The 26,928-nt window shown below is 70.4% G+C and carries 31 protein-coding genes; 12 read left to right on the forward strand and 19 right to left on the reverse strand.

What is annotated here, in order from left to right; genetic code table 11:
- Positions 1-78 precede the first annotated feature (78 nt).
- Positions 79-903 (forward strand): inositol monophosphatase family protein, encoded by an 825-nt coding sequence (locus FM051_RS19450; RefSeq protein ID WP_158845105.1) that lies wholly within the window; start codon positions 79-81, stop codon positions 901-903.
- Positions 904-952: 49 nt separating this feature from the next.
- On the opposite strand, the gene FM051_RS19455 is transcribed toward FM051_RS19450, so the two are convergent.
- From FM051_RS19455 to FM051_RS19485, 7 genes are read right to left on the reverse strand one after another with little or no spacing between them, the layout of a single operon-like run.
- Positions 953-1,570: a hypothetical protein gene (locus tag FM051_RS19455; RefSeq protein ID WP_158845108.1), complete on the reverse strand. Its 618-nt coding sequence runs from the start codon at positions 1,568-1,570 to the stop codon at positions 953-955.
- Between the two features lie 17 nt (positions 1,571-1,587).
- Positions 1,588-2,622 carry a 1,2-phenylacetyl-CoA epoxidase subunit PaaE gene (paaE, locus tag FM051_RS19460; RefSeq protein WP_158845111.1) on the reverse strand — a complete coding sequence of 345 codons (1,035 nt, stop codon included), beginning with the start codon at positions 2,620-2,622 and terminating at the stop codon, positions 1,588-1,590.
- Positions 2,622-3,131 (reverse strand): 1,2-phenylacetyl-CoA epoxidase subunit PaaD, encoded by a 510-nt coding sequence (paaD, locus tag FM051_RS19465; RefSeq protein ID WP_420803605.1) that lies wholly within the window; start codon positions 3,129-3,131, stop codon positions 2,622-2,624. The genes paaE and paaD overlap by 1 nt, the downstream gene beginning before the upstream one ends.
- The gene (gene paaC, locus FM051_RS19470; protein WP_158845117.1) at positions 3,125-4,012 is read right to left on the reverse strand and encodes a 1,2-phenylacetyl-CoA epoxidase subunit PaaC; all 888 of its coding nucleotides are present in this window, start codon (positions 4,010-4,012) and stop codon (positions 3,125-3,127) included. Before paaC ends, paaD begins: the two co-directional genes overlap by 7 nt.
- Positions 4,009-4,293, reverse strand: a complete 285-nt coding sequence (gene paaB, locus FM051_RS19475) for a 1,2-phenylacetyl-CoA epoxidase subunit PaaB (RefSeq protein ID WP_158845120.1) — start codon at positions 4,291-4,293, stop codon at positions 4,009-4,011. The genes paaC and paaB overlap by 4 nt, the downstream gene beginning before the upstream one ends.
- Positions 4,290-5,222 (reverse strand): 1,2-phenylacetyl-CoA epoxidase subunit PaaA, encoded by a 933-nt coding sequence (gene paaA, locus FM051_RS19480; protein ID WP_158845123.1) that lies wholly within the window; start codon positions 5,220-5,222, stop codon positions 4,290-4,292. Before paaA ends, paaB begins: the two co-directional genes overlap by 4 nt.
- A gap of 41 nt (positions 5,223-5,263) precedes the next feature.
- Positions 5,264-5,698, reverse strand: a complete 435-nt coding sequence (locus FM051_RS19485; RefSeq protein ID WP_338019480.1) for a DUF3592 domain-containing protein — start codon at positions 5,696-5,698, stop codon at positions 5,264-5,266.
- A gap of 63 nt (positions 5,699-5,761) precedes the next feature.
- Here FM051_RS19485 and FM051_RS19490 point away from each other — a divergent pair, with 63 nt between their 5' ends.
- A complete protein-coding gene (locus FM051_RS19490; RefSeq protein ID WP_158845125.1) occupies positions 5,762-6,991 on the forward strand; it encodes an isochorismate synthase in 1,230 nt (409 codons plus the stop codon).
- 59 nt (positions 6,992-7,050) lie between these two features.
- Here FM051_RS19490 and FM051_RS19495 read toward each other — a convergent pair whose 3' ends face one another.
- Together FM051_RS19495 and menD are read right to left on the reverse strand one after the other, a co-directional pair.
- The gene (locus FM051_RS19495) at positions 7,051-8,547 is read right to left on the reverse strand and encodes a M1 family metallopeptidase (RefSeq protein ID WP_158845128.1); all 1,497 of its coding nucleotides are present in this window, start codon (positions 8,545-8,547) and stop codon (positions 7,051-7,053) included.
- Between the two features lie 56 nt (positions 8,548-8,603).
- Entirely contained in the window at positions 8,604-10,226 is a 1,623-nt protein-coding gene (gene menD, locus FM051_RS19500) for a 2-succinyl-5-enolpyruvyl-6-hydroxy-3-cyclohexene-1-carboxylic-acid synthase (protein WP_158845131.1), read from the reverse strand.
- Positions 10,227-10,388: 162 nt separating this feature from the next.
- Between menD and FM051_RS19505 the strand changes: the two genes are divergently transcribed.
- The 4 genes from FM051_RS19505 (at position 10,389) to FM051_RS19520 (ending at position 14,732) form a co-directional block, all read left to right on the forward strand.
- A complete protein-coding gene (locus FM051_RS19505) occupies positions 10,389-11,300 on the forward strand; it encodes a 1,4-dihydroxy-2-naphthoyl-CoA synthase (protein WP_158845134.1) in 912 nt (303 codons plus the stop codon).
- Positions 11,301-11,309: 9 nt separating this feature from the next.
- Positions 11,310-12,479, forward strand: a complete 1,170-nt coding sequence (gene menE, locus FM051_RS19510) for an o-succinylbenzoate--CoA ligase (protein WP_238412489.1) — start codon at positions 11,310-11,312, stop codon at positions 12,477-12,479.
- A 127-nt stretch (positions 12,480-12,606) separates the two neighbouring features.
- The gene (locus FM051_RS19515) at positions 12,607-13,806 is read left to right on the forward strand and encodes a hypothetical protein (protein WP_158845137.1); all 1,200 of its coding nucleotides are present in this window, start codon (positions 12,607-12,609) and stop codon (positions 13,804-13,806) included.
- A gap of 53 nt (positions 13,807-13,859) precedes the next feature.
- Positions 13,860-14,732 carry a 1,4-dihydroxy-2-naphthoate polyprenyltransferase gene (locus tag FM051_RS19520; RefSeq protein WP_158845140.1) on the forward strand — a complete coding sequence of 291 codons (873 nt, stop codon included), beginning with the start codon at positions 13,860-13,862 and terminating at the stop codon, positions 14,730-14,732.
- 121 nt (positions 14,733-14,853) lie between these two features.
- On the opposite strand, the gene FM051_RS19525 is transcribed toward FM051_RS19520, so the two are convergent.
- Positions 14,854-15,252: a hypothetical protein gene (locus FM051_RS19525; protein WP_158845143.1), complete on the reverse strand. Its 399-nt coding sequence runs from the start codon at positions 15,250-15,252 to the stop codon at positions 14,854-14,856.
- 83 nt (positions 15,253-15,335) lie between these two features.
- Positions 15,336-16,385 (reverse strand): L-cysteine desulfhydrase Cds1, encoded by a 1,050-nt coding sequence (gene cds1 / locus FM051_RS19530; protein ID WP_238412490.1) that lies wholly within the window; start codon positions 16,383-16,385, stop codon positions 15,336-15,338.
- Between the two features lie 68 nt (positions 16,386-16,453).
- Between cds1 and FM051_RS19535 the strand changes: the two genes are divergently transcribed.
- The 3 genes from FM051_RS19535 (at position 16,454) to FM051_RS19545 (ending at position 18,119) form a co-directional block, all read left to right on the forward strand.
- The gene (locus tag FM051_RS19535; protein ID WP_158845149.1) at positions 16,454-17,446 is read left to right on the forward strand and encodes an ADP-ribosylglycohydrolase family protein; all 993 of its coding nucleotides are present in this window, start codon (positions 16,454-16,456) and stop codon (positions 17,444-17,446) included.
- Positions 17,447-17,514: 68 nt separating this feature from the next.
- Positions 17,515-17,823 (forward strand): PadR family transcriptional regulator, encoded by a 309-nt coding sequence (locus FM051_RS19540; protein WP_158845152.1) that lies wholly within the window; start codon positions 17,515-17,517, stop codon positions 17,821-17,823.
- Complete coding sequence (locus tag FM051_RS19545) at positions 17,820-18,119, forward strand: hypothetical protein (RefSeq protein ID WP_158845155.1); 300 nt, start codon at positions 17,820-17,822, stop codon at positions 18,117-18,119. Before FM051_RS19540 ends, FM051_RS19545 begins: the two co-directional genes overlap by 4 nt.
- Before the next feature lie 66 nt (positions 18,120-18,185).
- On the opposite strand, the gene FM051_RS19550 is transcribed toward FM051_RS19545, so the two are convergent.
- On the reverse strand, positions 18,186-18,446 hold the full coding sequence (locus FM051_RS19550) for a DUF4229 domain-containing protein (protein WP_274383635.1): 261 nt from the start codon (positions 18,444-18,446) through the stop codon (positions 18,186-18,188).
- A gap of 11 nt (positions 18,447-18,457) precedes the next feature.
- Positions 18,458-18,925, reverse strand: a complete 468-nt coding sequence (locus FM051_RS19555; protein WP_158845157.1) for an Lrp/AsnC family transcriptional regulator — start codon at positions 18,923-18,925, stop codon at positions 18,458-18,460.
- A 167-nt stretch (positions 18,926-19,092) separates the two neighbouring features.
- On the opposite strand from FM051_RS19555, the gene FM051_RS19560 reads away from it, so the two are divergent.
- Together FM051_RS19560 and FM051_RS19565 are read left to right on the forward strand one after the other, a co-directional pair.
- A complete protein-coding gene (locus tag FM051_RS19560) occupies positions 19,093-19,311 on the forward strand; it encodes a BldC family transcriptional regulator (protein ID WP_238412491.1) in 219 nt (72 codons plus the stop codon).
- Between the two features lie 52 nt (positions 19,312-19,363).
- Positions 19,364-19,543: a hypothetical protein gene (locus FM051_RS19565; RefSeq protein ID WP_158845160.1), complete on the forward strand. Its 180-nt coding sequence runs from the start codon at positions 19,364-19,366 to the stop codon at positions 19,541-19,543.
- A 46-nt stretch (positions 19,544-19,589) separates the two neighbouring features.
- On the opposite strand, the gene FM051_RS19570 is transcribed toward FM051_RS19565, so the two are convergent.
- The 4 genes from FM051_RS19570 to FM051_RS19585 form a co-directional block, all read right to left on the reverse strand.
- Positions 19,590-21,035 carry a MinD/ParA family ATP-binding protein gene (locus FM051_RS19570; RefSeq protein WP_158845162.1) on the reverse strand — a complete coding sequence of 482 codons (1,446 nt, stop codon included), beginning with the start codon at positions 21,033-21,035 and terminating at the stop codon, positions 19,590-19,592.
- 155 nt (positions 21,036-21,190) lie between these two features.
- Positions 21,191-22,129, reverse strand: a complete 939-nt coding sequence (ccsB, locus tag FM051_RS19575) for a c-type cytochrome biogenesis protein CcsB (protein ID WP_158845165.1) — start codon at positions 22,127-22,129, stop codon at positions 21,191-21,193.
- Complete coding sequence (gene resB, locus FM051_RS19580) at positions 22,129-23,622, reverse strand: cytochrome c biogenesis protein ResB (RefSeq protein WP_158845401.1); 1,494 nt, start codon at positions 23,620-23,622, stop codon at positions 22,129-22,131. The genes ccsB and resB overlap by 1 nt, the downstream gene beginning before the upstream one ends.
- Positions 23,623-23,672: 50 nt before the next feature.
- Entirely contained in the window at positions 23,673-24,449 is a 777-nt protein-coding gene (locus FM051_RS19585; protein WP_158845168.1) for a cytochrome c biogenesis CcdA family protein, read from the reverse strand.
- 313 nt (positions 24,450-24,762) lie between these two features.
- Here FM051_RS19585 and FM051_RS19590 point away from each other — a divergent pair, with 313 nt between their 5' ends.
- The gene (locus tag FM051_RS19590) at positions 24,763-25,728 is read left to right on the forward strand and encodes a M64 family metallopeptidase (RefSeq protein ID WP_158845171.1); all 966 of its coding nucleotides are present in this window, start codon (positions 24,763-24,765) and stop codon (positions 25,726-25,728) included.
- A gap of 3 nt (positions 25,729-25,731) precedes the next feature.
- On the opposite strand, the gene FM051_RS19595 is transcribed toward FM051_RS19590, so the two are convergent.
- Positions 25,732-26,310, reverse strand: coding sequence for a TlpA disulfide reductase family protein (locus tag FM051_RS19595; protein ID WP_158845174.1), 579 nt, complete (start codon positions 26,308-26,310; stop codon positions 25,732-25,734).
- A complete protein-coding gene (locus FM051_RS19600) occupies positions 26,307-26,915 on the reverse strand; it encodes a histidine phosphatase family protein (RefSeq protein ID WP_158845404.1) in 609 nt (202 codons plus the stop codon). The genes FM051_RS19595 and FM051_RS19600 overlap by 4 nt, the downstream gene beginning before the upstream one ends.
- Positions 26,916-26,928: the final 13 nt, after the last annotated feature.

The following is a 26,928-nucleotide window of genomic DNA, read 5'->3' on the forward strand; positions in this document are numbered from 1 at the left end:
CGCGTCGCGGTTGACGTTGGCCCCCGGTTCACCTGGAGTACGTGGCGCGGTCACTCTGTGCGGTGACACTAGGTCGGCATGACCGTCTTGTCGTCCCGTCCCGCGCAGCCCGTCGATCCCGGCCTGGTGTCGATCGCGCTGGAGATAGCGGGTCGACTCGCCAACGACGCGTCCGACGTGATCATGGCGACGGCGGGACGCGGTGCGCGGCCCGATGACGAGGCGTCCCCGTTCGACTGGGTGACGGACACGGACCGGACGTTGGAGCGGCACACGCGGCGGGTGCTGACGGCCGAGTTCCCGGACATCCCGGTGTTCTGCGAGAACGTGGACGAGGACATCGCGAGCGACGCCGAGTTCCGCTGGGTCGTCGACCCGGTCGACGGGACGGCGAACTACGTGGCCGGTGTGCCGTGGTGCGCGTACAGCCTCGCCCTGGTCGACCGCTGGGGGCCGGTCGTGGGCGTGGTCGCGGACCCGTACCGGGCCCAGATCTACGCCGCCGCTCGGGGGCGCGGGATGCGGGCGAACGGCACGCCGGTGAAGCTGGGCGACCAGGCCGTGAGTTCGATCGTGTGCACGGAGATGACGCGGACGGGTCCGTGGCCCGGCATGGGCGAGTTCATCTCCAGGGCCGCGGTGGCCGGCACCGGCGTCCGCGTCCTGGGCTCCAAGGCCCTGGCAGTCGCCCAAGTGGCCCTGGGCCACGCCGCGGCCGCCGTCCTGCACAGCTACCACGAGTGGGACGTCGCCGGCGCGGTCGCCCTGGCCGTCGAATCAGGCGCCGCGGTACTGGACCGCAGGGGCGAAGACGACCCGCTGCCGCTGGACGGCCTGCTCGTGGCCATGCCGGAGGTGGCCGAGGAAGTCCTCGGCTGGTGGCAGTCCTCGACCACCCGTTAGGCCGTTTGCCGGGTTTCGCGCTGTCCAGAGGCGCAGGGCACCGACACCACTAACCGTTGCCCAGGTTCGGCAGTTGTTGTTCGAGGACTTCCAGGTGTGCGCGGACCGCGTCCAGGGATGTCTGGTTGAGCAGTTGGAGTGCCACGCGGCCCACCTCGTCCTCGAACGACGTGAAGTCGCGAACGGCCGCCGCCATTCTTCGGGCCACCGGGTGGTTCTGGTCCGCGCCCAACGCGCGACCGAGGTCCGCGATCCGCCGCACGTTCGGCAGCTCGCCGTCGAACTGCGCCGCGATCCGCTCCAACCACTCCCGGGCCGGTGACGGCGGCACGGTGTCCACCGCCGCGCGCACCCGCCGCACGGCCAGCTCGCACCGACCCACCATCGCGGCCCAGCGGTCGTTCACCGGGGGCGCAGGCGGCGGAGGTGGCGGAGGCGGAAGAGGCGGGAGTACCGGGCGACGGCGGCGGACGGCTCCGACCACCAGGCCGACGAGGGTGCCGGGAACGCCGCCCATGACCACACCGAACATCCCGGCGGCGACGAACGTCACCACCAGCGGGACGTCGTTCTCGTCCGACGACGACGGCAGCGCGAGACCGAACATGACGAGGATCGTCATCAGCACCGTGCCGATGAGCAGTCCCCACAGCGCCGCTCGTCCCATGCGCCCAATGTGCCAGATCAGGCGTCGTAATCCACGGTAACCGCCGACGTCACCGGCACCGACTGGCACGTCAGCACGAACCCGGCCTCCACCTCACGAGGCTCCAACGCGTAGTTCCGCCGCATCTCGACCTCACCGGACACGACCAGCGCCCGGCACGTCCCGCACACACCGCCCTTGCACGCGAACGGCAGGTCGGCGCGCACCCGCTGGGCCGCGTCGAGGATCGGCACGTCCGCCGGCACCGGCACGACGGTGGTCCGCCCGTCCAGGATCACGGTCGCCTCAGCGGCAGCCACGACCGACGAAGACTCACGGCGCGGTGGAGGCGGCGGCTCGTCCACGTAGAACAACTCGTGGTGCACAGACGACTCGGGAACACCGAGGGACGCCAACACGTCCTCCGCGTCCCGCACCAACCCGTACGGCCCGCACAACCACCACTCGTCCACATCGGCCCACGGCACCACGGAAGCGAACAGCGCCCGCAGCTTCGCCGCGTCCAGCCGCCCGGTGAACAGCTCGACGTCCCGCGGCTCCCGCGACAGCACGTGCACCAGCTGGAACCGCGCCGGGTACCGGTCCTTCAGGTCCGCCAGTTCCTCGGCGAACATCACCGTGTCCGCCCGCCGGTTCCCGTACAGCATCGTCACCCGCGCCCCGTCGGCCAGCACCGACGCGGCGATCGACAACGCGGGCGTGATCCCGGACCCGGCGACCACCAGCGCGTGGTGATCGCCACCGGACGGAGTGAAGTTGCCCAACGGCGGCAGCACCTCCAGCACGTCACCGCGCTGCACCCGGTCCACCAGCAAGGTCGAGAACAACCCGCCGTCCACCCGCCGGACCCCGATCCGCAACGGACCGCCGGCGGGCGCGCAGATCGAGTACGACCGCCGCTCGTCGCCGTTGCGCAGGGTCAGGTACTGCCCGGGCCGAAACGCGAAGACGTCCGCCAGCTCGGAAGGTACCTCGAAGGTCACCGCGACGGCGTCCGAGCACAGCTGCTCGACCGACGCGACGGTCAGCTTGTGGAACACCGGCCGCGCCATCAGATCTCCTTCACGTGCTCGAACGGCTCGGCGCAGTCCGCGCACCGCCGCAGCGACTTGCACACGGTCGACCCGAACCGCGACAGCTCCGAAGTCCGGAACGACCCGCACCGGGGGCACGGCACCCGACGTGACGGCGGCACCAGGTTCAGCGGCACCGGACCGGCCTCCCGCGGCCCCAGCCGGGACGGCGGCGCGATGCCCGCCTCCCGCAGCTTGCGCAACCCGTCCTCGCTGATCCAGTCCGTGGTCCACGCGGGCGACAGCGACATCCGCACGTCCACCGACGAGAACCCGGCCTCCAGCAACGACCGCCGCAGGTCAGCGCCCATCTCGTCCAGCGCCGGACACCCCGAGTAGGTGGGCGTGATCGTCACCGACACCCGCCCGTCCTCCTCGGTCACGTCCCGCAGCACCCCGAGATCGGCCAGCGTCAGCACGGGCAGCTCCGGGTCCCGGACCTGCGCGGCGACCTCCAGCGCGGTGCGCGTCCCGGTCTTGGTCACCACTTCGCCCCCGGCAGCGACCGGTGCAGGTGCTGCATCTCGGCCAGCAGGTAGCCGAACGCCTCGGTGTGCACGCCGTCGCGCCCGGCCAGCCCGTTGACCCGCGCCGCGGGCACGTCGACCGGCCGCTCCAGCCCGGCCGCCGACAGCACCGCGTCCAGCACACCGTCCACTTCGGACCGCAGCTCGGCCGGGTCCACCGCGACCCCGGCCAACCGCAGCTCCACCGGGTGCGGGGTGAACAGCTCGTCCAGGAACGGCCACACCCGCTCCAGCCCGGCCCGCATCCGCCGGTGCGATTCGTCGGTCCCGTCACCCAGCCGCACGACCCACTGGGCCGCGTGATCGCGGTGGTAGGCCAGTTCCTTCAACCCCTTGGCCGCGACCGCCGCCAACACCGGGTCGGCACTCGAACGCAACCGCGAGTACTGCGCGATCTTCCACGCCGAGAACACCAGCAACCGCGCGTTGGTCGTGGCGAAGTCACCGCCGGCGAACGGGCCGCACTCGATCTCCGCCAGGTGCACGTTGCGGAAGTCGCGCTCGTCGCGCAGGAACGCCAACGCGTCCTCGTCCCGCCCCTCGCCCTCGACCTCGCCGGCGCGGGTCAGCAGCAGCCGGGACTGCCCGAGCAGGTCCAGCGCGATGTTGGCCAGCGCGACGTCCTCCTCCAGCTCCGGCGCGCGGGAACACCACTCGGCCAGCCGGTGGGACAGGATCAGCGCGTCGTCACCGAGCATCAGGCAGTACGCGGCCAGGTCGGCGCGGTCGACGTCCGGCACCTCGCGGTCGACCCCGGCCAACGCCTCCGAGAACCCGGTCCCGAACGCCCAGTGCGTGTCCTCGTGGTCGATCAGGGATTCGTACGCGTTGTCGAAGCTCATAGGTGCGGCACGTCCTCGGGGATCTCGTAGAACGTCGGGTGCCGGTAGACCTTGTCCCCGCTGGGCTCGAAGAACGGGTCCTTCTCGTCCGGCGACGACGCGGTGATCGCCGTCGCCGGCACCACCCAGATCGACACGCCCTCGTTGCGCCGGGTGTAGACGTCACGCGCGTTGCGGAGGGCCATCTCGGCGTCCGGCGCGTGCAGCGACCCGACGTGCACGTGGTTCAACCCGCGCTTGCCGCGCACGAACACTTCCCACAGCGGCCACGACGAACTCATGCCACGTCCTCCTGAACCCGTCGCTTCGCGGCGTGCGCGGCAGCCGCGGCACGCACCCACTCGCCGTCCTCGTGCGCCTTGCGCCGGTGCGCGATCCGCTGCGCGTTCGTGGGCCCGTTGCCGCCGACGACCTGCCAGAACTCGTCCCAGTCCGGCTGGCCGAAGTCGTGGTGCCCGCGCTCTTCGTTCCACTTCAACGCCGGGTCGGGCAGCGTCACGCCCAGCTTCTCCGCCTGCGGCACGGTCATGTCGACGAACTTCTGCCGCAGCTCGTCGTTGGTGTTGCGCTTGATCCGCCACGCCATGGACTGCTCGGTGTTGGCCGATTCCGCGTCCGGCGGGCCGAACATCATCAGCGACGGCCACCACCAGCGGTTCACCGACTCCTGCACCATGGCGCGCTGCGCGTCGGTGCCGCCCATCATCGTCAGCAGCAGCTCGTAGCCCTGCCGCTGGTGGAAGGACTCCTCCTTGCAGATGCGGATCATGGCCCGCGCGTACGGCCCGTAGGACGTGCGGCACAGCGGCACCTGGTTGCAGATCGCGGCGCCGTCCACGAGCCAGCCGATCACGCCGACGTCGGCGTAGGACAGCGTCGGGTAGTTGAAGATCGAGGAGTACTTCTGCTTGCCCGAGATCAGCTTCTCGGTCAGGTCGGCCCGGTCCGCGCCCAGCGTCTCGGTCGCGGCGTACAGGTACAGGCCGTGCCCGGCCTCGTCCTGGACCTTGGCCAGCAGGATCGCCTTGCGGCGCAGCGACGGCGCGCGGCTGATCCAGTTGCCTTCGGGCTGCATCCCGATGATCTCGGAGTGCGCGTGCTGGGCGATCTGCCGTACCAACGTCCTGCGGTAGCCGTCCGGCATCCAGTCACGCGGCTCGACGCGTTGCTCGGCGGCAACGGTGCGCTCGAACTGAGCCTCCAGGTCCATACCTCGATGTTACACCTGGAGGCTGATTTTGAGGAGAACTGTCACAAACGCCGGCGCAGCCACCAGACCAGCGGCAACAGCACCGCCCACACGGCGAGGAGGAACGTGCCGATCGGCAGCAGCGCCAGCACGGCGGTGCGCCCGGCGACCCGCGCCACCTCGGGATCGGCCGTGTCGTACTCGATGCGCACCAACTGCCCCGGCTCCAGCCCTTCCGGGTACAGCACGCCCTGCGACGGGCTGTGCACGGCGCCGTCCGGCGTGGCGAACCGCACCACGGTGCGCTGGAACGAGACGGACACCACCTCGGCGGTCGCCTTGCCCAGCCGCTTCTCGATCATCAGGTCATCCCGCCAGCACGCCGCGAGCAGGATCACGCCGATCAGCGTCACGACCGCGCCGAGCACCAGCAACGACCGGCTGACCAGGCGCCGAGCCTTCGGGCGGGCACCCGTTCGCACTGCGTCGTCCACCACAACTGAGGAGTCTAGGGCGGCCTACGCTCTGGATCTCAGCGATGAGTCCATACCCTCGACGCCGTGACCTCTGCTCCTGCCTCGCGGACCCGACACCGGCTGCGCGTGCACACCAGGCACGTCGCGGGCGACGACCTGCTGGGCAGGCTGCCGGCACCGACCGGCGCACTGAGCTGGGTGCGTGACGGAACAGGCCTGGTCGGGTGGGGTGAGGCGGCCCGGTTCGAGGCGTCCGGACCGGACCGGTTCGCGGCGGCCGACCGGTGGTGGCGCGCGTTCACCGACGCCCTCGACGTGGACGACGAGATCGGCGTGCCGGGCACGGGCCCGGTGGCGTTCGTCAGCATGGCGTTCTCCGACCGGCCGGGGCACTCCGTGCTGGTGGTGCCGGAGGTCGTCATGGGGCGCCGCAACGGGCACAGCTGGCTGACCACGATCGGCCCCGCCGGCGGGCGGGCGGTCGAGCCGGTGCGCAAACCGTCCGAGGTGCGTTACGCCGACGGGCAGGTGTCCGTCACCGGCTACCGCGCGGCGGTGCGCGCCGCGGTGGAGCGGATGCGTGCCGGTGAGCTGGACAAAGTCGTGCTGGCCCACGACCTGCTTGCCGTGGCGGACATCGAGATCGACCACCGGTTCGTGCTCGAAGGCCTGGCCCGCCGGTACCCCGAGTGCTGGGTCTACGCCGTGGACGGGCTTATCGGCGCCACGCCCGAACTGCTGCTGCGGCGCAGCGGGTCCGTGGTCGACTCACGCGTCCTCGCGGGCACGACGTGGCCGCACGACGGGATGTCCGACGACGAGCTGGCCGCCGCGCTGCTGTCGTCCGGCAAGAACCGCGACGAGCACGAGTACGCGGTGACGTCGCTGGTGGAGACGCTGCGGCCGTTCTGCTCGACCATGTCGGTGGACGGGCCCTCGGTGCTGCGGCTGCCGAACGTCTCGCACCTGTCCAGCGACGTGATCGGCACGCTCAGCGACACGCCGTCGTTGCTCGCGCTGGGCGAGGCGCTGCACCCCACGGCCGCCGTCGGCGGCACCCCGCGTGCGGACGCCATCGCGGTCATCGAGGAGCTGGAAAGCATGGACCGGGGCCGCTACTCCGGTCCGGTCGGCTGGATCGACGGCAACGGTGACGGCGAGTTGGGCATCGCGTTGCGCTGCGCGCAGGTGGACGGCCGCACGGCCCGCCTGTACGCCGGCTGCGGCCTGGTCGCCGAATCCGATCCCGACTCCGAGGTGCACGAGGCGCACGCCAAGATGCTGCCGTTTCGCGAGGCCCTCGAAGGCATGTGACGGACGCGGGGCCGCCCTCGATCCAGGACGGCCCCGCGTTCGACTTCAGCGCTGGCGACTCAGTGCTGGTGACCCGCGAGCAGTTCGCGCGTCTCGTGGATCTTCTTGAACGACTTCGGCTCGCTCACCGTGGCGGCGCGCGCCGAGAACCCGGCGGCACCCGGCGCCACGGCCGGCTTGCCCGGCGTGAACAGCCACGTCTGGAACAGCTCGTCCAACTGCTGCCCCGACAGCCGCTCGGCGAACGCGATGAACTCCTCCGTCGTCGCGTTGCCGTTGCGCCTCTCGCTCGGCCACTGCTTGAGCAGCTGGAAGAACGCCTCGTCACCGATCGCACCGCGCAACGCGTGCACGGTCAGCGCACCCCGGTCGTACACGGCGCTGTGGAACTGGTTCGGCGCGCCCGGGTCGCCGGGCAGGACCTGCCAGAACGGGCTGTCCTCCGGGTACGACGCGTAGACGAAGTCCGAGTTCTCCTGGACCGTGCCCTCGCCGACGTGCTCCGACCACAGCCACTCCGCGTAGCTCGCGAAGCCCTCGTTCAGCCAGATGTCCTTCCAGCCCTGCACCGACACCGAGTCGCCGAACCACTGGTGCGCGACCTCGTGGGCCACCACGTAGGTGTTCGAGCCGCGGCGGAAGAACGCGGCGTCGTAGGTCGAGCGGGTCTGGTTCTCCAGCGCGAAGCCGATGCCCGGCGTCGCCACACCGCCCTGCGCCTCGAACGGGTAGGTGCCGAACTGCGTCTCCAGGAACTCCGTCACCTCAGGCGTGCGCTCGATGCTCGCCACCGACGCGCCGTAGTCCGCGCCGAGCCGCTCCGAGTAGGCGTTGAGCACCGGCTGGCCGTTGGGCGCGGTCGACTGGCGGATCTCGAACTGGCCGATCGCGATGAACGCCAGGTAGGTGGCCTGCGGCTGCAGGCTGCGGTAACGCCACCTGGTCCAGCCGTTGATCTGCTGGGTGGTGCCGCCGAACAGGCCGTTGGAGATCACCTCGACCCCGCTCGGCACGGCCACCGACACGTCGAACTTGGCCTTGTCGGTCGGGTGGTTGTTGCTCGGGAACCACCACGGCGCGATGTCCGGCTGGTCGATCGCCAGCGCGCCGTCCGGGGTGCGCTTCCACGACGTGTAGCCGTCCACGGCGTAGGTGGAGGGCACGTCGGAGTAGGTGACCACGATGGTCAGGTCGGCGCCCTTGCGGAGCGTGCCGCGCGGGTCGACCACGAGTTCGCCGCCCGCCTGCGAGAACTGGGCGACCTTGTTGTCGACCCGGACCGAGCTGACCTTCAGCAGGAAGTCGAGGTTGAACTGGCTCAGGTCCTGGGTGGTTTTGGCCAGGATCGTCGTCGTGCCGGAAAGGTTGTCGTTCGCCGGCTGGTAGTTGAGCCTGATGTCGTAATGGGAAACGTCGTACCCGCCGTTGCCCGCATTCGGGTAGTACGGGTCTCCGATGCCCGGTGCTCCTGGTTCGGCCGCCGTCGCCGTGCCGGCCAGCAGGAGCAGGGACGCCGCGGTGGCGGTACCGAGGGTCAGCTTCGCTCTCAGGGACATGCGGCGAAGCTAGTCGCGCCCTCCGGCCCGCTGTACCCCCGTCGGTGGGATTCCGGCTACCGGAATGCGGTTGACACAGCGGCCTTCAACCGGGCGTGCAGATCGCGCAATTCATCTCGCTTTGTGCGGATTTCGACCACCCGGATTCCGGACGGCCGGTCGAGCGCTCGCCTCAACTGGTCCGGTGTCCGGGCTTCGGTGTGCGGCACTCCATGGGCTTTGCACAGCGCTTCGAGATCGACGCCGTGCGGGGTGCCGAAGACGCGTTCGAAGGTCGTCTCGTACTCCTTCGCGCCCTGTTCCAGCAACGCGAAGATGCCGCCGCCGTCGTCGTTGAGGACGACGACCGTCAGGTCCGGGCGGGGTTCGTGCGGGCCGATGAGCAGGCCGTTCGCGTCGTGCAGGAACGTCAGGTCGCCGATCAGGGCGTACGTCGGGCCTTGAGTGAGCGCGATGCCGGCGGCGGTGGAGACGCTGCCGTCGATGCCCGCGACGCCCCGGTTGGCGTAGGTGCGGACGTCGCGGCGCGGCGCGGCGACCAGGTCGACGTCGCGAACCGGGTTGGACGAGCCGAGGAACAGGTTCGCGCCCGCGGGCAGGGCGGCGACCAGGTCGCGGGCCACGTGCAGGCCGGTCGGCCACGGCTCCTGCGCGAGCAGGTCGTGCACCACGTCGGCTATCGCCTTGTCCGCGTGCTGCCAGGCGGTGAGCCAGTCGTCGTCCACCTCGTGCTCGCCGAGGACCAGGTCGGTGGAGGTGTGCGTGGCGGCGAACTGGGGGTCCGGCCAGTCCGGTTCGTCGGAGAGGACGTGCACGACCGGGGTTTGCGCGATGAGCTTGAGCACGCCCCTGGAGAGGGTGGCGCGGCCCACTACTACTACCGCCTGCGGCTTCAGGTGTTCGGGGAGTTCGCCGGCGTTGAGCAGGAGGGTGCCGTGCCGCAGGCCGTGGCCGGTCGGTTCGGCGACCACCGGCCAGCCGGCGCGTTCGGCCAGGTCGGCGAGGTCGTGGTCGGTGTCGCCGACGACCACCAGGGTGCGCGGGCCGAGGTGGTCGGCCGGGTGCAGCGAGGTGGTGGTGCGGCGGGCGTTGCGCGTCCAGGGCATGTCGAACGGGCGGCCGTCCAGGCTCTCCGGCCAGTCGCCGTTCTTCTCGGGCACCAGGGGTTCGCGGAACGGGACGTTGACGTGCACCGGGCCGTGGTCGCGGGCGGTGGCGACGGCGCGGCAGACCAGGGAGCGCCACAGGCCGTTCTGGTTCTCGCGGCGTTCGGCGATGGGGAACTGGAGGGTGTCCGTGCCGAAGATGCGCTGCTGGTCGACGGTCTGGCTGGCGCCCGTGCGGTAGAGCTCGACCGGGCGGTCGGCGGTGAGGGCGATGACCGGGATGCCCGCGTGCCGGGCCTCCAGCATCGCGGGGTGCAGGTTCGCCACCGCCGTGCCGGAGGTGCAGGTGACGGCGGTGACCTGGTTGCCGCCCTTGGCCAGGCCCAGGGCGAGGAAGCCCGCGGTGCGCTCGTCGATGCGGACGTGGAGGGTGAGGCGTCCGGCCGCGGCGGCCTCGTGCAGGGCGAAGGACAGGGGGGCGTTGCGCGATCCAGGGCTCAGCACGACGTGCCTGACGTCGTTGCGGATCAGCTCGTCGACAAGCACCTTGGCCTGCGCGGTGGACGGGTTCACCGGCACATTGTCGCTCAGTGCACGATCAGGTGATTCCCCTTGCCGAGCCGAACACCCGTTCGAACAATGGAATCATGATCCCCCACCAGCACCGACCCGTCACCCCGACCCGCCGGGAACCGGCGCCGCTCTCAGCTCCGCCGCAGGCATATTGTCCGTGCCGTGGCAGATCAGGACGTTTCCGAGCTGTTCGACCCCACCCGCTGGAAGCAGGTCGAGGGCTTCGACTTCACCGACATCACCTACCACCGCGCGGTCGACCAGGGCACGGTGCGCATCGCGTTCAACCGGCCCGAGGTGCGCAACGCGTTCCGCCCGCACACGGTCGACGAGCTGTACCGCGCGCTGGACCACGCCCGGATGAGCTCGGACGTCGGGTGCGTCCTGCTGACCGGCAACGGCCCGTCGCCGCGTGACGGCGGCTGGGCGTTCTGCTCTGGCGGCGACCAGCGCATCCGCGGCCGCAGCGGGTACCAGTACGCGGCGGGCGAGACGGCGGACACCATCGACCCGGCCAGGGCGGGCAGGCTGCACATCCTGGAGTGCCAACGCCTGATCCGCTTCATGCCGAAGGTCGTGATCGCGGTCGTTCCGGGCTGGGCGGCCGGCGGTGGCCACAGCCTGCACGTCGTGTGCGACCTGACGTTGGCGAGCGCGGAGCACGCCAGGTTCAAGCAGACCGATGCCGACGTCGGCAGCTTCGACGGCGGCTACGGCTCGGCGTACCTGGCGAGGCAGGTGGGCCAGAAGTTCGCCCGCGAGATCTTCTTCCTCGGCCGGGCTTACACGGCCGAGGACATGCAGAAGATGGGCGCCGTCAACGCGGTGGTGCCGCACGCCGAGCTGGAGTCGACCGCACTGGAATGGGCAAAGGAGATCAACGGCAAATCCCCGACCGCGCAGCGGATGCTGAAGTACGCGTTCAACCTGATCGACGACGGCCTGGTGGGGCAGCAGATCTTCGCCGGCGAAACCACCCGCCTCGCCTACATGACCGACGAGGCGGTGGAGGGCCGGGACGCCTTCCTGGAAAAGCGCCCGCCGAACTGGTCCGACTACCCCTACTACTACTAACCCGCCGCCATGATCACCCTCGACCGACTACGCGCAGCCCTGACCGAGCACCAGGCCCTCCCCACCCCGACAACGCCAATCGCAGCCACCTCTCCCACGCCCGCACCCGCCGCCTCCGCGACCGCAGGCCCGGCCCGCAGGCCATCCGTGTTGGTGGCCCAGGCGACCGACCCATCGCTCCCACCCCGCCCACCCCTCCGGGGCTGGGAGACCGAAGCCGTCCTCGCGGTCGGCACGTCGGGTTCCACCGGCGAGCCGAAAACCGTCCTCCTCAGCGCCGAAGCCCTCACCACCTCCGCCGAGCTGACCCACGCCCGCCTCGGCGGGCCCGGCACGTGGCTGCTCGCCCTCCCGACCACGCACATCGCGGGCATCCAGGTGCTCGTCCGCTCGATCGTGGCGGGCACCGAGCCCGGCGTCATGGACCTCACCACCGGTTTCCGCGCGTCCGGCTTCGCCACCGCCGCCCGCACCGTCCTGGCCAAGCCCGGCCGCCACTACACCGCCCTCGTGCCGACCCAGCTCGCCCGCCTGGTCGCCATCGAAGGCCCCGGTCTGGCCGCGATCCGGCAGTTCGACGCCGTCCTGATCGGCGGCGCCGCCACACCGCCCGCCCTCCTCGAACGGTCACGGCAGCTCGGCGTCCGGGTCGTCACCACGTACGGCATGAGCGAGACGTCCGGCGGCTGCGTCTACGACGGGCTGCCGCTCGACGGCGTCCGCGTCCGGCTGGTCGACGACCGCATCGAGATCGGCGGTCCCGTGCTGGCCCTCGGCTACCAGGGCGGCGAGCGGTTCGGGGAGTGGTTCCGGACCGGTGACCTGGGGCGGATCCGGTCCGACGGCACGTTGGAGGTCTTGGGACGCGCCGACGACGTGATCATCAGCGGCGGGGAGAACATCGCTCCCACGCAGGTCGAACGGGCCCTCGTCGCTCAAACGGGTGTACGCGAGGCCTGCGTCGTGGGGCTGGCCGATCCCGAATGGGGTCAAGTGGTGGCCGCGGCCGTGGTGCCGGCCGATCCTGGAGCTCCGCCCGACGTGGACGAACTGTGTGCGGCGGTCGGGGAGGCGGTCGGGCGGTTCGCCATGCCGAAGCGGGTCGTTTTCGTGTCCGAGCTGCCACAACGCGGGCCGGGCAAGGTCGATCGGAGGGCGGTCGCTAGCTCGTTTGGGTGAGTTTCTGTCTTGTTAGCATCATTGTTGGTTGACAGGTAACCACTCCGGGCGATTGGCTCGTCACGCCGTGACACGCGGCCCTGCCGCGGTCTTCTCCGCACCGCGTGTCCGGACGAGGAGTGCTGCGATGACCAGGCGCTACCTGTTACCGCTCGCCGTAGCCACCGTCCTGACCGCGGGACTGGCGGCACCCGCCGCAGCCGCGGGTGACGTCGAGTGGCAGGCCGACCTGTCCACCGTGAACGCCGACGACAACGGCGTCACCTCGGACAACGGCACCGTGCGGCTCGACCGCGCCGCACCGACGCCCGCCAGCGCGCGGGTCGCCGTGCGCACCGGGTTCCTGCAACTCGACCCGCACGTGCTCGACACCCCGGTCAACGCCGTCGCCGCGACCGTGAAGAGCAACGTCCCCGCCGGCGCCGAAGTCGCCGTGGACGTGCGCGGCGCGCTCGGCGACGACCAGTGGACCGAGTGGGTCGAGGCACGCCCCGAAGCCCCGGCCGTGCTGCCGACCGCCGTCACGACCGTGCAGGTCCGGCTGGCGCTGACGGCCGAGAAGACGACACCCGAGGTCAGCCAGGTCGACCTCAGGGCGTTCACGGCGGCGGCCAAGACCTCCGACGTCGTCGCGCAGGCCGCGGGCCTGTCGTACCGGATCTTCGCGACCCGCGAGGGCCTGGTCGGCGGCACCACCGCGAACGGGCACGTGATCACGAGCCGCGACCACTTCGTCGCCCTGCCGTCGCGCCGCGGCCTGTCGGCCAAGGCCACCGGCACGTACAGCGTGCGGGTGTGCGCCTCGAACGGCCGCTGCGAGTGGGCGCCGGTCTGGGACGTCGGCCCGTGGAACACCAAGGACGACTACTGGAACCCGTCGTCCACCCGTGAGATGTGGAAGAACCTGCCGCAGGGCAAGCCGGAGGCGCAGGCCGCGTACGAGGACGGCTACAACGGCGGCAAGGACCAGTTCGGCCGCACGGTCGCCAACCCGGCGGGCATCGACCTGGCCGACGGCACGTTCTGGGACGGCCTGAAGCTGACCAACAACGCGTGGGTCACCGTCACCTATTCGTGGACCGGTTCGGGCCCGGCCGGGTTCGTCCGGACCGCGGGCGACCCGCTGAACGTCCGCAGCGGCACCACGTCGACGGCCTCCCAGGTCGGCCTGGCCGCGAACTACGCGCAGGTGCGGGTCGAGTGCCAGCTCACCGGCCAGTCGGTGACCGGCTCGCAGGGCACGTCGAACATCTGGTTCCGGATCGCGCCGGGCAAGTACATCGCCCGTGCGTACGTGTCGGGCGTTTCGGGCGCCACTGCCTGCTGATCTCGAAGCACCCGGAAGCGGGTCCCCGTTCACCATGTCGGAGGATGTCCGACATGGCCACAGTCGCCCAGTGGGTATCGGGGACCCGCCCCCGCACGCTGCCGAACTCGATCGCGCCGGTGCTGGTCGGCGCGGGCGCCGCGCACCACATCGACGGGTTCAACCTGACCTGGTCGCTGCTGGCGCTCGCGGTGTCGGTCGCGCTCCAGATCGGCGTCAACTACGCCAACGACTACTCCGACGGCATCCGCGGCACCGACGCCAACCGCGTCGGCCCGTTCCGCCTGGTCGGCTCCGGTGCGGCGAACCCGAAGGCGGTGCGCGCGGCGGCGTTCGCCGCGCTGGGTGTGGCCGCGTTGGCGGGCTTGGTCCTGATCGTGCTGTCCGGCCGGTACTGGATGGTGCTGTTCGGCGCGGTCTGCATCGCGGCGGCGTGGTTCTACACCGGCGGCCGCAAGCCGTACGGGTACTCGGGGCTGGGCGAGCTGGCCGTGTTCGTGTTCTTCGGGCCTGCCGCCGTGCTCGGCACGCTGTACGTGCTGACCGGGGAGATCACCGGGATCGGCATCGGCGGCGCGATCGCCATGGGCTCGTTCTCCACCGGCGTGATGATCGCCAACAGCCTGCGCGACATCCCGACCGACGTCCAGGCGGGCAAGCGCACCCTGGCAACCACCTTGGGCGACAAGGACTCCCGCCGCCTCTACCTGGCCCTGGTAGCGATCCCGTTCCTGATCACCCTGGCGATCGGCCTGCGCGTCCCCCTGGCCCTGATCGGCTTCCTGGCCCTACCGCTGGCCATCCTCGGCGCCCGCCGCGTGGCGAAGGGCAGCAAGGGCCGCGACCTGATCCCAGTCCTCCGCGACACCGGCCTGGCCATGCTCATCTGGGGCATCACCGTCCCCGCCGCCCTGGTCCTGGGCTGACCAGCCGGCCGCTCAGGGCAGTTGTCCACAGGCAGCGCGCGAACACCGCGGATTGTCGGTCCCTTGTGGCAGGGTAAAAGCAGGGGTCCCCTTGGCGGGGACCCCTGCGGAGCAAGCTGGGTTACCAGGCGTCCTCGGTGAAGGTCATCGGCTCGTCGTCGTCGCGGGGCTTGGGTTTGGGGGTTTCCACGGGTCGTTCCTCGCCCCGGCAGAGCGCCGCCAGCGCTTCGCGGTCCGCCTCCAGCGCTGCCTTCACGCCGCGGTCGTCCGCGGCCTCGCCCATGAGCACTTGCCGCCAGCTCAGGTAGCCGCCCGCGATCCTCCGCTGCAACGCCCGCAGTTCCGGCGACGCCTCGTTCGACTTCGCGAACTGCATCACCCGCCGCACGTCCTCCGCCGAGGGCTCGCGCTGCGGGTACCGCAGCTTCGCCGCCTCGCGCATCGCCTTGTCGGCATCGGCGACCGACCTGGCCAGCACTTCCTCGGCTGTGAGCACCTCCGCCGTCCGCCACGCGCTCACCGCAGACCCCTTCCGACGCGCCGATCCACGCTGCGACGCACGGCACCCGCCGCGCGTTCCCAATCACGCAATCAAAGCAAGAATCAGCCGGTCCAAGTGCCGTTCGCGCGGAACCGGGCCAACGTCGCCAGGTGCGGCTCGAGGTCCATGCCCTGCGCGGCCACCCACTCGTCGTCGTAGTAGGTGTGCCCGTACCGCTCACCGCCGTCGCACAGCAACGTCACGACGCTCCCGCGCAGCCGTGACGCCCGCATCTCCGCGATCAACTGGAACGCACCCCACAGGTTCGTGCCGGTCGACCCACCCACACGCCGCCCCAGCACCTCCTCGACGTGCCGGATCGTCGCGATCGACGCCGCGTCCGGCACCTTGATCATCCGGTCGATGACGTCACCGATGAACGACGGCTCCACCCGCGGCCGGCCGATGCCCTCGATCCGCGAACCGCGGGTGCCGGTCAGGGCGGGGTTCCCGTCCCGCCACGCGTCGAAGAACACCGAGTGCTCCGGGTCCACGACGGCCAGCCGCGAATGCAGCTTCCGGTAGTGGATGTACCGGCCGATGGTCGCGCTCGTGCCGCCGGTTCCCGCACCGACCACGACCCACTCGGGCTCGGGCGCGGCCTCCAACGCCATCTGCTGGAACACCGATTCGGCGATGTTGTTGTTGCCACGCCAGTCGGTCGCCCGCTCGGCGTGCGTGAACTGGTCCATGAAGTGCCCGCCCAGCTCGCCCGCCAGCCGCCGCGACTCGTCGTAGATCGCGCCCGGCTCGTCCACGAAGTGGCACCGCCCGCCCTGGCGCTCGATCAACGCCACCTTCTCCTGGCTGGTCGACCGGGGCATCACCGCGATGAACGGCAACCCGAGCAGCCGCGCGAAGTACGCCTCCGACACCGCCGTGGACCCCGACGACGCCTCGATCACCGGCGTGCCGCCGACCACCCAGCCGTTGCATATCGCATACAAGAACAACGACCGGGCGAGGCGGTGCTTGAGCGAGCCGGTGGGGTGGGTCGACTCGTCCTTCAAGTACAAGTCGATGCCCCACTCGAGCGGGAGGGGGAAGTGCAGCAGGTGCGTGTCGGCGCTGCGGTTGGCGTCCGCTTCGATGATGCGGACGGCCTCGCACACCCATTCCCTGGTCCGGGTGCTACATCGATCTACCGAAGAGGTCACGCCGGCACGATAACTTCTGCGACGTGACCTCACTTCTGAGCGGCTCAATCCGCGGCAGCCTCCTCGCCGGCGCCGTCGGCGACGCGCTCGGCGGTTCGATCGAGTTCGACCGGATCGACCGCATCCGGGGCCGTTTCGGCCCGTCGGGTCTCACCGACTACGCACCGGCCTACGGCAGGCTCGGCGCGATCACCGACGACACCCAGATGACCCTGTTCACCCTGGAAGGCCTGCTGCTGGCCAAGAAACGCGGCAGCGACCCGGTGCACGAGGTGCGCGTGGCGTACGGGCGGTGGCTGCGCACGCAGGGCGGACCGGAGGTCAGCCCGGACGGCTGGCTGCTGGACGTGCCCGAACTGCACGAACGGCGCGCACCCGGCAACACGTGCCTGACCGCGCTGCGCTCCGGCGTGCTCGGCACGGTGGACACCCCGATCAACGACTCCAAGGGCTGCGGCGCGGTGATGCGGGCGGCGCCCGTGGCGTTGTGGTCGGACGACGTGCACGAGGTGTTCGACCTGGCCGCCGCCACCGGCGCGCTGACCCACGGCCACCCGAGCGGCTACCTGTCGGCGGGCGTGCTGGCGGTGCTGGTGCAGCAGGTGCTGGCGGGCGCACCGCTGCCGGCCGCGATCGACGTGGCCCGCGCCGAGCTGATCACGTGGGACGGTCACGAGGAGCAGTTGGGCCTGCTGGACCTGGCCGTGGAGCTGAGCGAACGCGGTGTCCGGCCGACGCCCGAGGTGATCGAGACGGCGTTGGGCGGCGGCTGGGTCGGCGAGGAGGCCTTGGCGATCGCGGTGCTCACCGCGTTGACCGCACGGGACCTCGCCGACGGGCTGCTGCTCGCGGTCAACCACTCGGGCGACAGCGATTCGACCGGCGCGCTGTGCGGGAACCTGCTCGGCGCGCGGGACGGTGTCGACGCCATCCCCGAGCACTGGCTGGCGGAGCTGGAACTGCGGGACGTGGTGGAACGCCTGGCCGACGACGCGGTGGAAGCGCTCACACGCTGACCGGGCCCCGACACAGGGTGGACGACAAAGGGTGGACGAACCTTAATCTACATAGGTAGGCTAGAACCGTGGAACCGCTCGGACGCATCGGAGGGGCCACGGTCGACGTGCTGGAAGTGCTGCTCAAGAGCGACCAGCCGCGCTGGGGCCTGGAGATCATCAAGCTGACCGGACGCCCGTCCGGCAGCGTCTACCCGCTGCTCGACCGCCTGGAACGGGCCGGGTGGGTCACGTCGTCCTGGGACGACGACAGCGAACGCCGCGGCCCGCGCCGCCGGATGTACGTGCTCACGCCCGGAGGTGCCCAGGAGGCCCTCAAGGTGTGCGCGAAGAAGGCCAGGCCCGTGCCCGTCACCCGACCGGAGGTCGCCCGATGACCAGACTCGTCCTGGCCGTGGTGCGAGCAGCCGCCGCGCTGCTCCCCCGCGGACAAAGAGACCGTTACCTGGAGCAGTGGCGTGCCGACGTGGAAGGCGCGCGCGAACTCGGCCTGAACCCGTTGGGCGTGGCGTTCGGCGCGATCCGCATCGCGAACCGGGAGCGCAAGCCGGTGCCGCTGGCCGTCGGCCCGTTGGCGCTGGCGCTGCGGCTGCGCGAGAGCACGAACATCGGCGCGGTGCTGGCCGTGATGGTGCTCGCGAACCTCGGCGGGGCGATCCTGCTGGTGATCTAGGCGGCCAGGTCTAAGCGCCCAGAACTAGGCGGCCAGAGCTAGGCGGCCAGAGCTAGGCGGCCAGAGCTAGGCGGCGCCGTCGCCGCGCAACTGGGCGCGCAGCTTCTCGCGTTCGGCGCGGCGCACGGCCTGCTTCTCCTCGAGCCCCTGCGCGACCCGCGTCCGCAGCCCGCGGAACACGAACAGCGACAGCGGCAACGCCACCACCACGCCGACGGCGAGGGCGACCAGCAGCGGCACGTTGACGAGCACGAGCAGCGCGGTGACCGCGGCGACCATGCCCAGGCGCGCGCAGATGTAGAGCGTCACATCACGACCCAGGTGCACGGTTGACCAGGTTACGCGTCCTCCGAGGGGCCCGCCGCCGCGGTGTTGGGACGGCCCTCGAACCGGGTGGACAGCACGACCGTGGTGCGCGTGCGCGCGACGCCCTGGATGCGCCGCAACCGGCCCAGCGAGCGCTCCAGGTCGTCCACCGTGGCGACCCGCACCTTCACGATGAACGACTCGTCGCCCGCCACCCGGTAGCACGACTCGACCTCGACCAGCTCGGCCAGCGAGACGGCCAGCTCGTCGTCGTCCGCGGTGTCCGTGGGGTGGATGCTGACCAGCGCGGTCACACCGAGGCCGACGGCGCTCGGGTCCACCACGGCGTGGTAGCCGACGATCACGCCGGTGGCTTCCAGCTTGCCGACCCGTTCGTGCACGGCGGAGGCGGAGAGGCCGACTTTGCGGCCCAGGTCGGCGTAAGTGGCCCGGCCGTTCTCCCGCAGGGCGGCGATGATCTGTCGATCAAGAGCGTCCACCGGTCACAGCGTAGGCCCACCGACCTGCCCGGGCGTCATGGCACTGATGTCCGAACCGCACGCTTCGTCCCTTACTACCTCTTTACCATCACCCAAGCGTTCGAGTACCCATAGGGTTCGATGCCACGATGCGTCCGGTACGTCTGTTCGCCATCGGGAGGAAGACCGTGACCATCACGCAGGAACACCAAGGGGAACGGCTGCTCACACCGGGTGAGGTCGCCAACCTGTTCCGGGTCGACCCGAAGACGGTCACCCGTTGGGCGACCGCGGGCCGCATCGGCTCGATCCGCACGCCCGGCGGCCACCGCAGGTTCCGCGAGTCCGAGGTCCAGCAGCTGTTGTCGCAGCTGACCACCGAGGCGACCGAACCCGTCAGGCACTGAGGACGTACACCTCCTAGACACGAGTAATCTCGTGGCAAAGGAGGTGGCGACCATGCTCTATCTGCTCGCGGTGATCGGTGCCCTCACCGTCGCCGTGCTGCTGTGGCGTGCGTTCGGACCGGACCGGGTCGATACCGCCCCCAGTCGTCGTTTCGTGGCACCGGACGACGACCCCGACTTCCTGCGCAAGCTCGGTGAGCAGCGCAAGAAGAAGCCGGACGACGAGGAGTGACGACGAAGGGGCCTCGGCGGTTGAGGCCCCCTCGTCACGACACGGGCTAGTTGTTCGGGAAGTCGTCCGCCACGGTGGCGGCGAGTTCCAGCAGCGCGAGCCGGGTGTCGGGACCGAGCTTGTCCAGCTCGATCTCCGCACCCTCTTCCAGGTGCGTGTCGAACGGGATGCGCACCACCGCGCGGCAGCGCTGCGCGAAGTGCGCGGCCAGCTTGTCCAGGTCGACCTTGCCCGAACCGGGCCGCACCGAGTTGATCACCGCGACGGACTTGGCGACCAGGTCGCGGTAGCCGTGCGCGTCGAGCCAGTCCAGCGTCGCCGCCGACGTCTGCGCGCCGTCCACCGAGCCGGACGACACCAGCACCAGCGAGTCGGCCTGGTCCAGCACGCCCTTCATGGCCGAGTGCATCAAGCCGGTGCCGCAGTCGGTGAGCACGATGTTGTAGAACAGCTCCAGCAACGCGACCGTGCGCAGGTAGTCCTGGTCGCTGAACGCCTCCGACACGGCCGGGTCCTGTTCGGACGCCAGCACTTCGAGGCGGCTGGGCGACTGCGAGGTGTACGCGCGCACGTCGCTGTACCGGGTGATCTTCGACGCGTCGCGCAGCAGGTGCCGCACGGTCGCCGTGGTCTCCCTCGGCACCTTCAGCGCCAACGTGCCGCGGTCGGGGTTGGCGTCCACCGCGATCACGCGGTCGCCGCGCAGCGAGGAGAACGTCGAGCCGAGCGTGGTCGTCGTCGTGGTCTTGCCGACACCGCCCTTGAGGCTCAGCATCGCGATCTTGTAGCAGCCGCGCAGGGGCTGGTTGATCCGGGCGATCAGCTCACGCCGGCGGATGTCCGCCGGGCTCTCGCCGAGGTTGACCAGACCACCGGTGACCGAGTGCACGGTCTTGCGCCAGCCGGACTGCGGCTTGCGCTTCGCGCGCTTGATCAGCTGCTGCGAGGACATGTCGCTGGCGTTGGCCCGCTGGGGCTGCTGCTGCTGCTGCTGCGGTGCCTGGGGCTGCACGGTCTGCGGGAAGTTGTTGGGGAACCCGCCCTGGTACTGGTGCGGTCCCGACTGTCCCGGCGAGGGGTACGGGCCGGACGGACCGCCCGAGACCTGGTACGCGCCGGACTGCTGACCGGAAACCTGGTACGCGCCCGACTGCTGGCCCGGCTGCTGGCCGGACACCTGGTAAGGACCGGACTGCTGGCCCGAGACCTGGTACGGCCCCGACTGCTGACCGGAAACCTGGTAGGGACCCGATTGCTGCCCCTGGACCTGGTACGCCCCGGACTGCGACGGGAACCCGCCGGACGGCGGACCGGTCACCGGGCCGGACGTCGACGGGTCGAGGTAGACGGTCTGGGGGTCGACGTAGTGGGCTCCCGATCCCGGATCGACCTGGTAGCCGCCCGACTGGTTCGGGTTGGGCTGTTGCTGCTGCCCTTCCCCTCCGGTCGACTGCTGCCACGACGGCTCAGGATTCTCGTAGCGACCGGTCACCGCTGGGGTCCTCCCTGAGCGAAGCGGATCGAGACCTCCCCGACCCCACGCGTCCGACGGTAGTCGGCGACCAGTGGTTCCTCGACACTGGGTGTTCGTCGGCACGAGCCCGTGACTCGGACCGACGACCACGGCGTACCTGGTGGTCTACGGGATCAGCTGACGCCCGCGTACGAGTGCAACCCAGTCGTTACGAGGTTGATGAAGAACAGGTTGAACACGGTCAGCGCGAAGGCGAACGAGTTGATCCAAGCGGCGGGACGGCCGCGCCAACCGGCCGTCGCCCGCGCGTGCAGGTACCCGGCGTAGACGACCCACGACACGAACGCCACCGTCTCCTTGGGGTCCCAGCCCCAGAACCGGCCCCACGCCGACTCGGCCCAGATCGCGCCGCAGATGATGCCGATGGTGAACAGCGGGAACGCGAACACCGTGCTGCGGTAGGCGAGCCGGTCCAGCACGTCGGCGTCGGGCAGCTTGCGGAACCGCGCGCGGCCCGAGGACTTCAGCAGGTACAGCACGCTGGCCACACCGGGCACCAGCAGCACGCCGCTGGAGATCGAGATCACCGACACGTGCACCACGAGCCAGTACGACTGCAGCGGAGGCGTCACGGGAGCGGCGTCGGCGTAGAGCACGGTGCCGCCGAGGAACATCAGGATCACGATCGGCACGAGCACGAACCCGCCGAGCCTGCGCACCGGGAACTTGCGGGCCAGCACCAGCCACGTCACCACGCCCGCGAGCGTCAGCAGCGAGCCGTACTCGTACATGTTGCCCCACGGCGCGCGCTCGGTCGCGAACCCGCGCAGCACCAGCGAAGCGAAGTGCAGCACCGCGCCCAGGACGTTCAGCGCCAAGCCCATCCGGCCCAGGCGTTCGGCGCGGGACCGTTCCGGCTTCGTCACCCGACCCGGTGTCCACGTGCCGTCGGCCTGCGTGCCACCGGCCGCGACCAGCTCACGTTCCTTGGCCTTCTCGGGCCGGGCGAACGCCGCCTCGCACAGGTACAGCACCGCGGCGAAGAAGTAGATCGCCACGGCGGCGCCGTAAGTCCAGTCGCTGTAGGTCGCCAGGGTCGCGTTGACCGGCATCAGCTCTCCTCCTTGTGGGCGAGCAGGTCCCTGGACAGGGCGGTGAACTCCTCGCCGTACCCGGCCTGATCAGTGCGCGCGAGGCCGCCGACCTCGACAACGGTACGCCCGTCCGACTGCGGGGTCGCCCGCACCCACACGCGGCGGCGTTTGATGCTCAGCGAGACGCCAAGACCCAGGATGACCAGCACCGAGAACACCAGCACCCAGATCTGCGTCGGGTCGTGCGACACCTGCAGCGACACCCAGTCGCGGACGCCGTCGAAGCGGATCACGGTGCCGTCGTCGAGCTTGAGTTCCTCGCCCTGCTTGAGGTTCTGCCGGGCAACCTTGGCGAGTTTGCCGTCCTGCACCATCTTCTGGTCGATGGAGAAGATCGACTGGCCGCGGCCGGAGTCGGTGCCGAGGTCGCCGCGGTAGACGTCGATCGCGACCGCCGGGTCGTTCGCGGCGGGGAACGCCGAGTCCAGCAGCTGCCCCTGGAAGACGGCGGTCGGCGCGAGCAGGCCGGTGATCGCGAGCTGGCTCTTGCGGCGCTGCTCGGCGTCCGGCACGTCCGGCGGGTCGAACTTCGTCGCGCCCTCGGACGCCAGCGTGACCTGGTTGACCGGCCGCCACTGGGTGGCGCCGGTGCGGGTCTGGCCGTTGGGGAAGGTGACCGTGAACAGCGGCGTGTAGCCGTGGCCGAGGAGGTAGAGCCGGTCGCCCGCGGTGCGCAGCGGGCTGTTGACCTCCAGCGGGTACGGCCGCCACGTGCCGGTCTCCAGGTCCGCGCCGGACTGGTACTGGATGTCCGCGTGGAAGCTCTCCGCCTGGCCGTTGTGCAGGAACTTGGCCTCGAAGTCGTCGACCTTGACGCAGAACTGGTTGAGCTGCGTGCCGTCGACCCGCAGGCCGGGCCGGAACGTGTCGTAGTTGTAGACGCCCGAGTTGCAGAACTGGCCGCCGTTGGCCTGCACGATGACCTGGCCCTCGTAGCCGAACATCTTGCCCAGCGCGAACGCGATCAGCAGGCCCAGCAGGGAGAAGTGGAACACCAGGTTGCCGGTCTCGCGCAGGAACCCGCGTTCGGCGCTGATCGTGCGGGCGCCGTCCTGCTCCTCGCGGGTGATCGTGCGCCAGCCCTTGAGCCGCCGTTCGGCGTGCTCGACGACGTCCTGCGGGCTCGCCGTCGTGTCGGCCGTCGCGTGGTGCGGCATGCGGGCCAGGTTGCGCGGGGTGAGCACCGGCTTGACCCGCATCTGCTTGAAGTACTCCCAGGTGCGCGGCAGCAGGCAGCCGACCAGGGAGACGAACAGCAGCACGTAGATCGCGGAGAACCAGAAGCTGGCGTAGACGTCGTAGAACTGGAGCTCGTCGAGGAGCCGGCCCCACCAGCCGTTGTCCGCGATGTACTCGTCGACCTTCTGCGCGTTGAGCGACCGCTGCGGGAGCAGCGCGCCCGGCATCGCGCCGAGGGCGAGCAGGAACAGCAGGGTCAACGCGGTGCGCATGGCCGTGAGACCGCGCCACGTGTTGCGCAGGAAGGCGAGGAGAGCGCTCACTACAACGGCAGTTCTAGGTCGTTGACGACGGAGTCGCGCAGCCAGTTGACGAACTCGCCCCACAGGCCGGTGACCAGGGCGACGCCGACCGCGATCAGCAGCACGCCGCCGAACACCTGGACTTGGCGGACGTGCGTGCGCAGCCAGCCGGTCATCCGGACCGCCCAGCGCGCGCCGACCGCGATGAGGATGAACGGCAGGCCGAGGCCGAGGCAGTAGGCGAGCACCAGCACGGCGCCGCGGGCGGTGGTCGAGCCGACCTCGGTGGCGCGGGTCAACGCCAGCACACCCATCAACGTCGGGCCGAGGCACGGGGTCCAGCCGAGCGCGAACACGCCGCCCAGCAGCGGTGCGCCGATCAGACCGACGCTCGGCGTGCGGTGCACGCGGACGTCGCGTTGGAGGGCGGGGACGAGGCCGATGAACACCAGGCCCATGGCGATCGTGATGACGCCGCCGATGCGCTGGAGCAGGTCACCCTGGGTCCAGAAGAGGTCGGTCAGGCCGAGCACCACGAACGACGTCAGGGAGAACACGATCGTGAAGCCGAGCACGAAGAGCAACGCCGCGCCGGCAACCCGCCAACGCCCGGCCTTCCGCTGTTCGTCGTCCTCGACCGCCGGCGCTTCCGCACCGACCAGACCAGCGAGGTACGCGAGGTAGCCGGGGACCAACGGGACCACGCACGGCGAGGCGAACGAGATCGCCCCCGCCAGCACCGCTACCCCGGTCGCGAGCAGGATCGGGCCGGAGGTGGCCAGATCGGTCGGGTTCACGCGTTCAGGGTAGGTAGGCACCACTTGACGTCGTGCACCGGCATCCCTTATGGGCGACCCACGTCACAGTGTTGAATTGCCGCTGCTCCGCAGACGGCGGGCTCGGTCGCCCCGGGCTGTAGTCGATCCGCCGCTCCGCGGGGGCAGACCGCTCGCGCCTGATTTCCCGACGATCGAAAAGCGTGATCGCCGGGAAATGAGTCGCGAACGATCGACGGCGACCTCGCGGCGGTTGGCATTACCCGATTGGGTGAAGGTTTAAACCCGACTTTCAACCCTTGTAGGTGAGTGACCCACTTCATAGCGTGACGTCATGCGTGCACACCGGCTCACCCTGCCCGTGCTGGCCGTGGCCTTCGCAGTCGTCGCCGCTCCCCTGCCCGGCGGCGCCGCGGAGTCCACGGCGGCCGAGGTGGAGTTGGTGGAGGTGTTCTCCCCGGATGGCACGATCACGCGGACCCCCGTCCCGCGCGCCGTCGAGACCCGAGCCGCGCCGTCCGAAGTTGCCGCCGACGTGGTGCCCATCCAGGAGACCGGCGCACCCGACCAGCGGTTCGACCTGGTGTTCGTCGGCGACGGCTACACAGCCGCCGAAATCGAGCTCTTCCACACCCACGTGGTGAGCAAGTGGAGCGAGCTGTCCGCCGTGGAGCCGTTCAAGTCCTACCGCCAGTACTTCAACGTCTGGCAGGTCAGCGTCGTGTCGACCGAGTCCGGAGTGGACAACGACCCGACCCTCGGCACCGCCCGCGACACCGCCCTCGACATGGGTTTCTGGTGCCAGGGCCGGGACACCCAGACCGAACGCCTGCTGTGCGTGAACCAGACCAAGGCCACCCAGTTCGGCGCGCTCGCACCGCAGGCCGACCAGGTCATCGCGCTCGGCAACACCGCCAAGTACGGCGGCGCGGGCGGTGGCGTGGCGACCGCGGCGGGCGCGAACGACCAGGCCGGGCAGATCGCGGTGCACGAGTTGGGGCACTCGATCGGCAAGCTGGCCGACGAGTACGACTACCCGTACGACCGGTACACCGGCGCCGAGCCGACCGAGGTCAACGTGACCGCGGACGCCACCGGCTCGAAGTGGTCGGCCTACCTCGGCCAGGCGTCACCGGACGGCGGTGTGGTCGGCGCGTTCGAGGGCGCCCGGTACTACACGTCCGGCCTGTACCGGCCCACCGAGAACTCGATCATGCGCACGCTCGGCCGCGAGTTCAACCTCATCGGCCGGGACGCGATGATCAACGCGTTCAAGGCGAAGGTGCCCGAGCTGCGGTAGTCCCTACGATTCGGCGGCCAGGTCCTTCACCAGCGGCACCAGGTCCGAGGCGATCACGCCGCCCAGGAACGCCGCCGCCACCCGGTGCTGCTTGTCCAGCACGAACGTGGACGGCACGGTGTTCGGCGGCAGCCCGCGGAACGACAGCATCGCCCGCCCGGACTCGTCGTAGATCGACGGGTAGCTCAGCCCGCGGTTGGTGATGAAGTCCCGTGGCGACTCGGTCGAGTTCTCCTTGACGTCGATGCCCAGCACCTGCACGCCCAGCGGCCCCGTCTCGTCCTGCACCTTCTGCAGCTCGGGCGCCTCGGTGCGGCACGGCGGGCACCACGCGCCCCAGATGTTGACGACCACGACCTTGCCCGCGTAGTCGTCCAGGGAGATCGTCTTGCCGTCCTCCATCAGGCTCGGCCCGGTCAGGCCCTTGACGGTCTTGCGCTCGTCGCCCTCATAGCGGAGCTTGGTCTCGCCGTTGGGCGCGACCAGCTGGAACTCGGAGCCGGCCACCACCGCGTCGTCCCCGGTCGAACAGCCCGTGACCAGCAGCAACGCCGCGACCAGGACGGATGTCAACGCCCTCATGCCCCGGTCACCCTCGGGTTCGTCGCGCCGACCGGTTCGGTGTAGACCACCCGCACCAACTGCTCCCCCTCGAACACCAGGCTGGTCAACGACGCCAGCGAGCACTCGCGGCGACGCGGGTCGTGCCACATCCGCTTGCCCTCCAGGAACCGCCGCAGCGTCCAGATCGGCAGCTGGTGCGACACGCACACCGCCTCGTGGCCCTCGGCCGCCGACCGGGCCCGCTGCACCGCGCCGAGCATCCGGTGCGCGATCTCCAGGTACGGCTCGCCCCACGACGGGCGGAACGGGTTGACCAGCTTCGGCCAGTGCTTCGGCGAGCGCAGCGCGCCGTCGCCGACGGCCACCTTCAGGCCCTCGAACTGGTTGTCCGCCTCGATCAGCCGCGCGTCGGTGGCCAGTTCCAGCCGGTGCGAGTCGGCGATCGGCGACGCGGTCTGCTGCGCCCGGTCCAGCGGCGACGCCACGACGTGCGCGATGTCGTGGTCGGCCAGGTGCTCGGCCACGGTCAACGCCTGCCGCTGGCCGCGTTCGGACAGCTTGAACCCCGGCAGGCGGCCGTAGAGGATGCCCGTCGGGTTGTGCACCTCGCCGTGCCGGAGCATGTGGACGACTGTT

The organism is Saccharothrix deserti (assembly GCF_009769385.1).
GTDB classification, from domain to species: Bacteria; Actinomycetota; Actinomycetes; order Mycobacteriales; family Pseudonocardiaceae; genus Actinosynnema; species Actinosynnema deserti.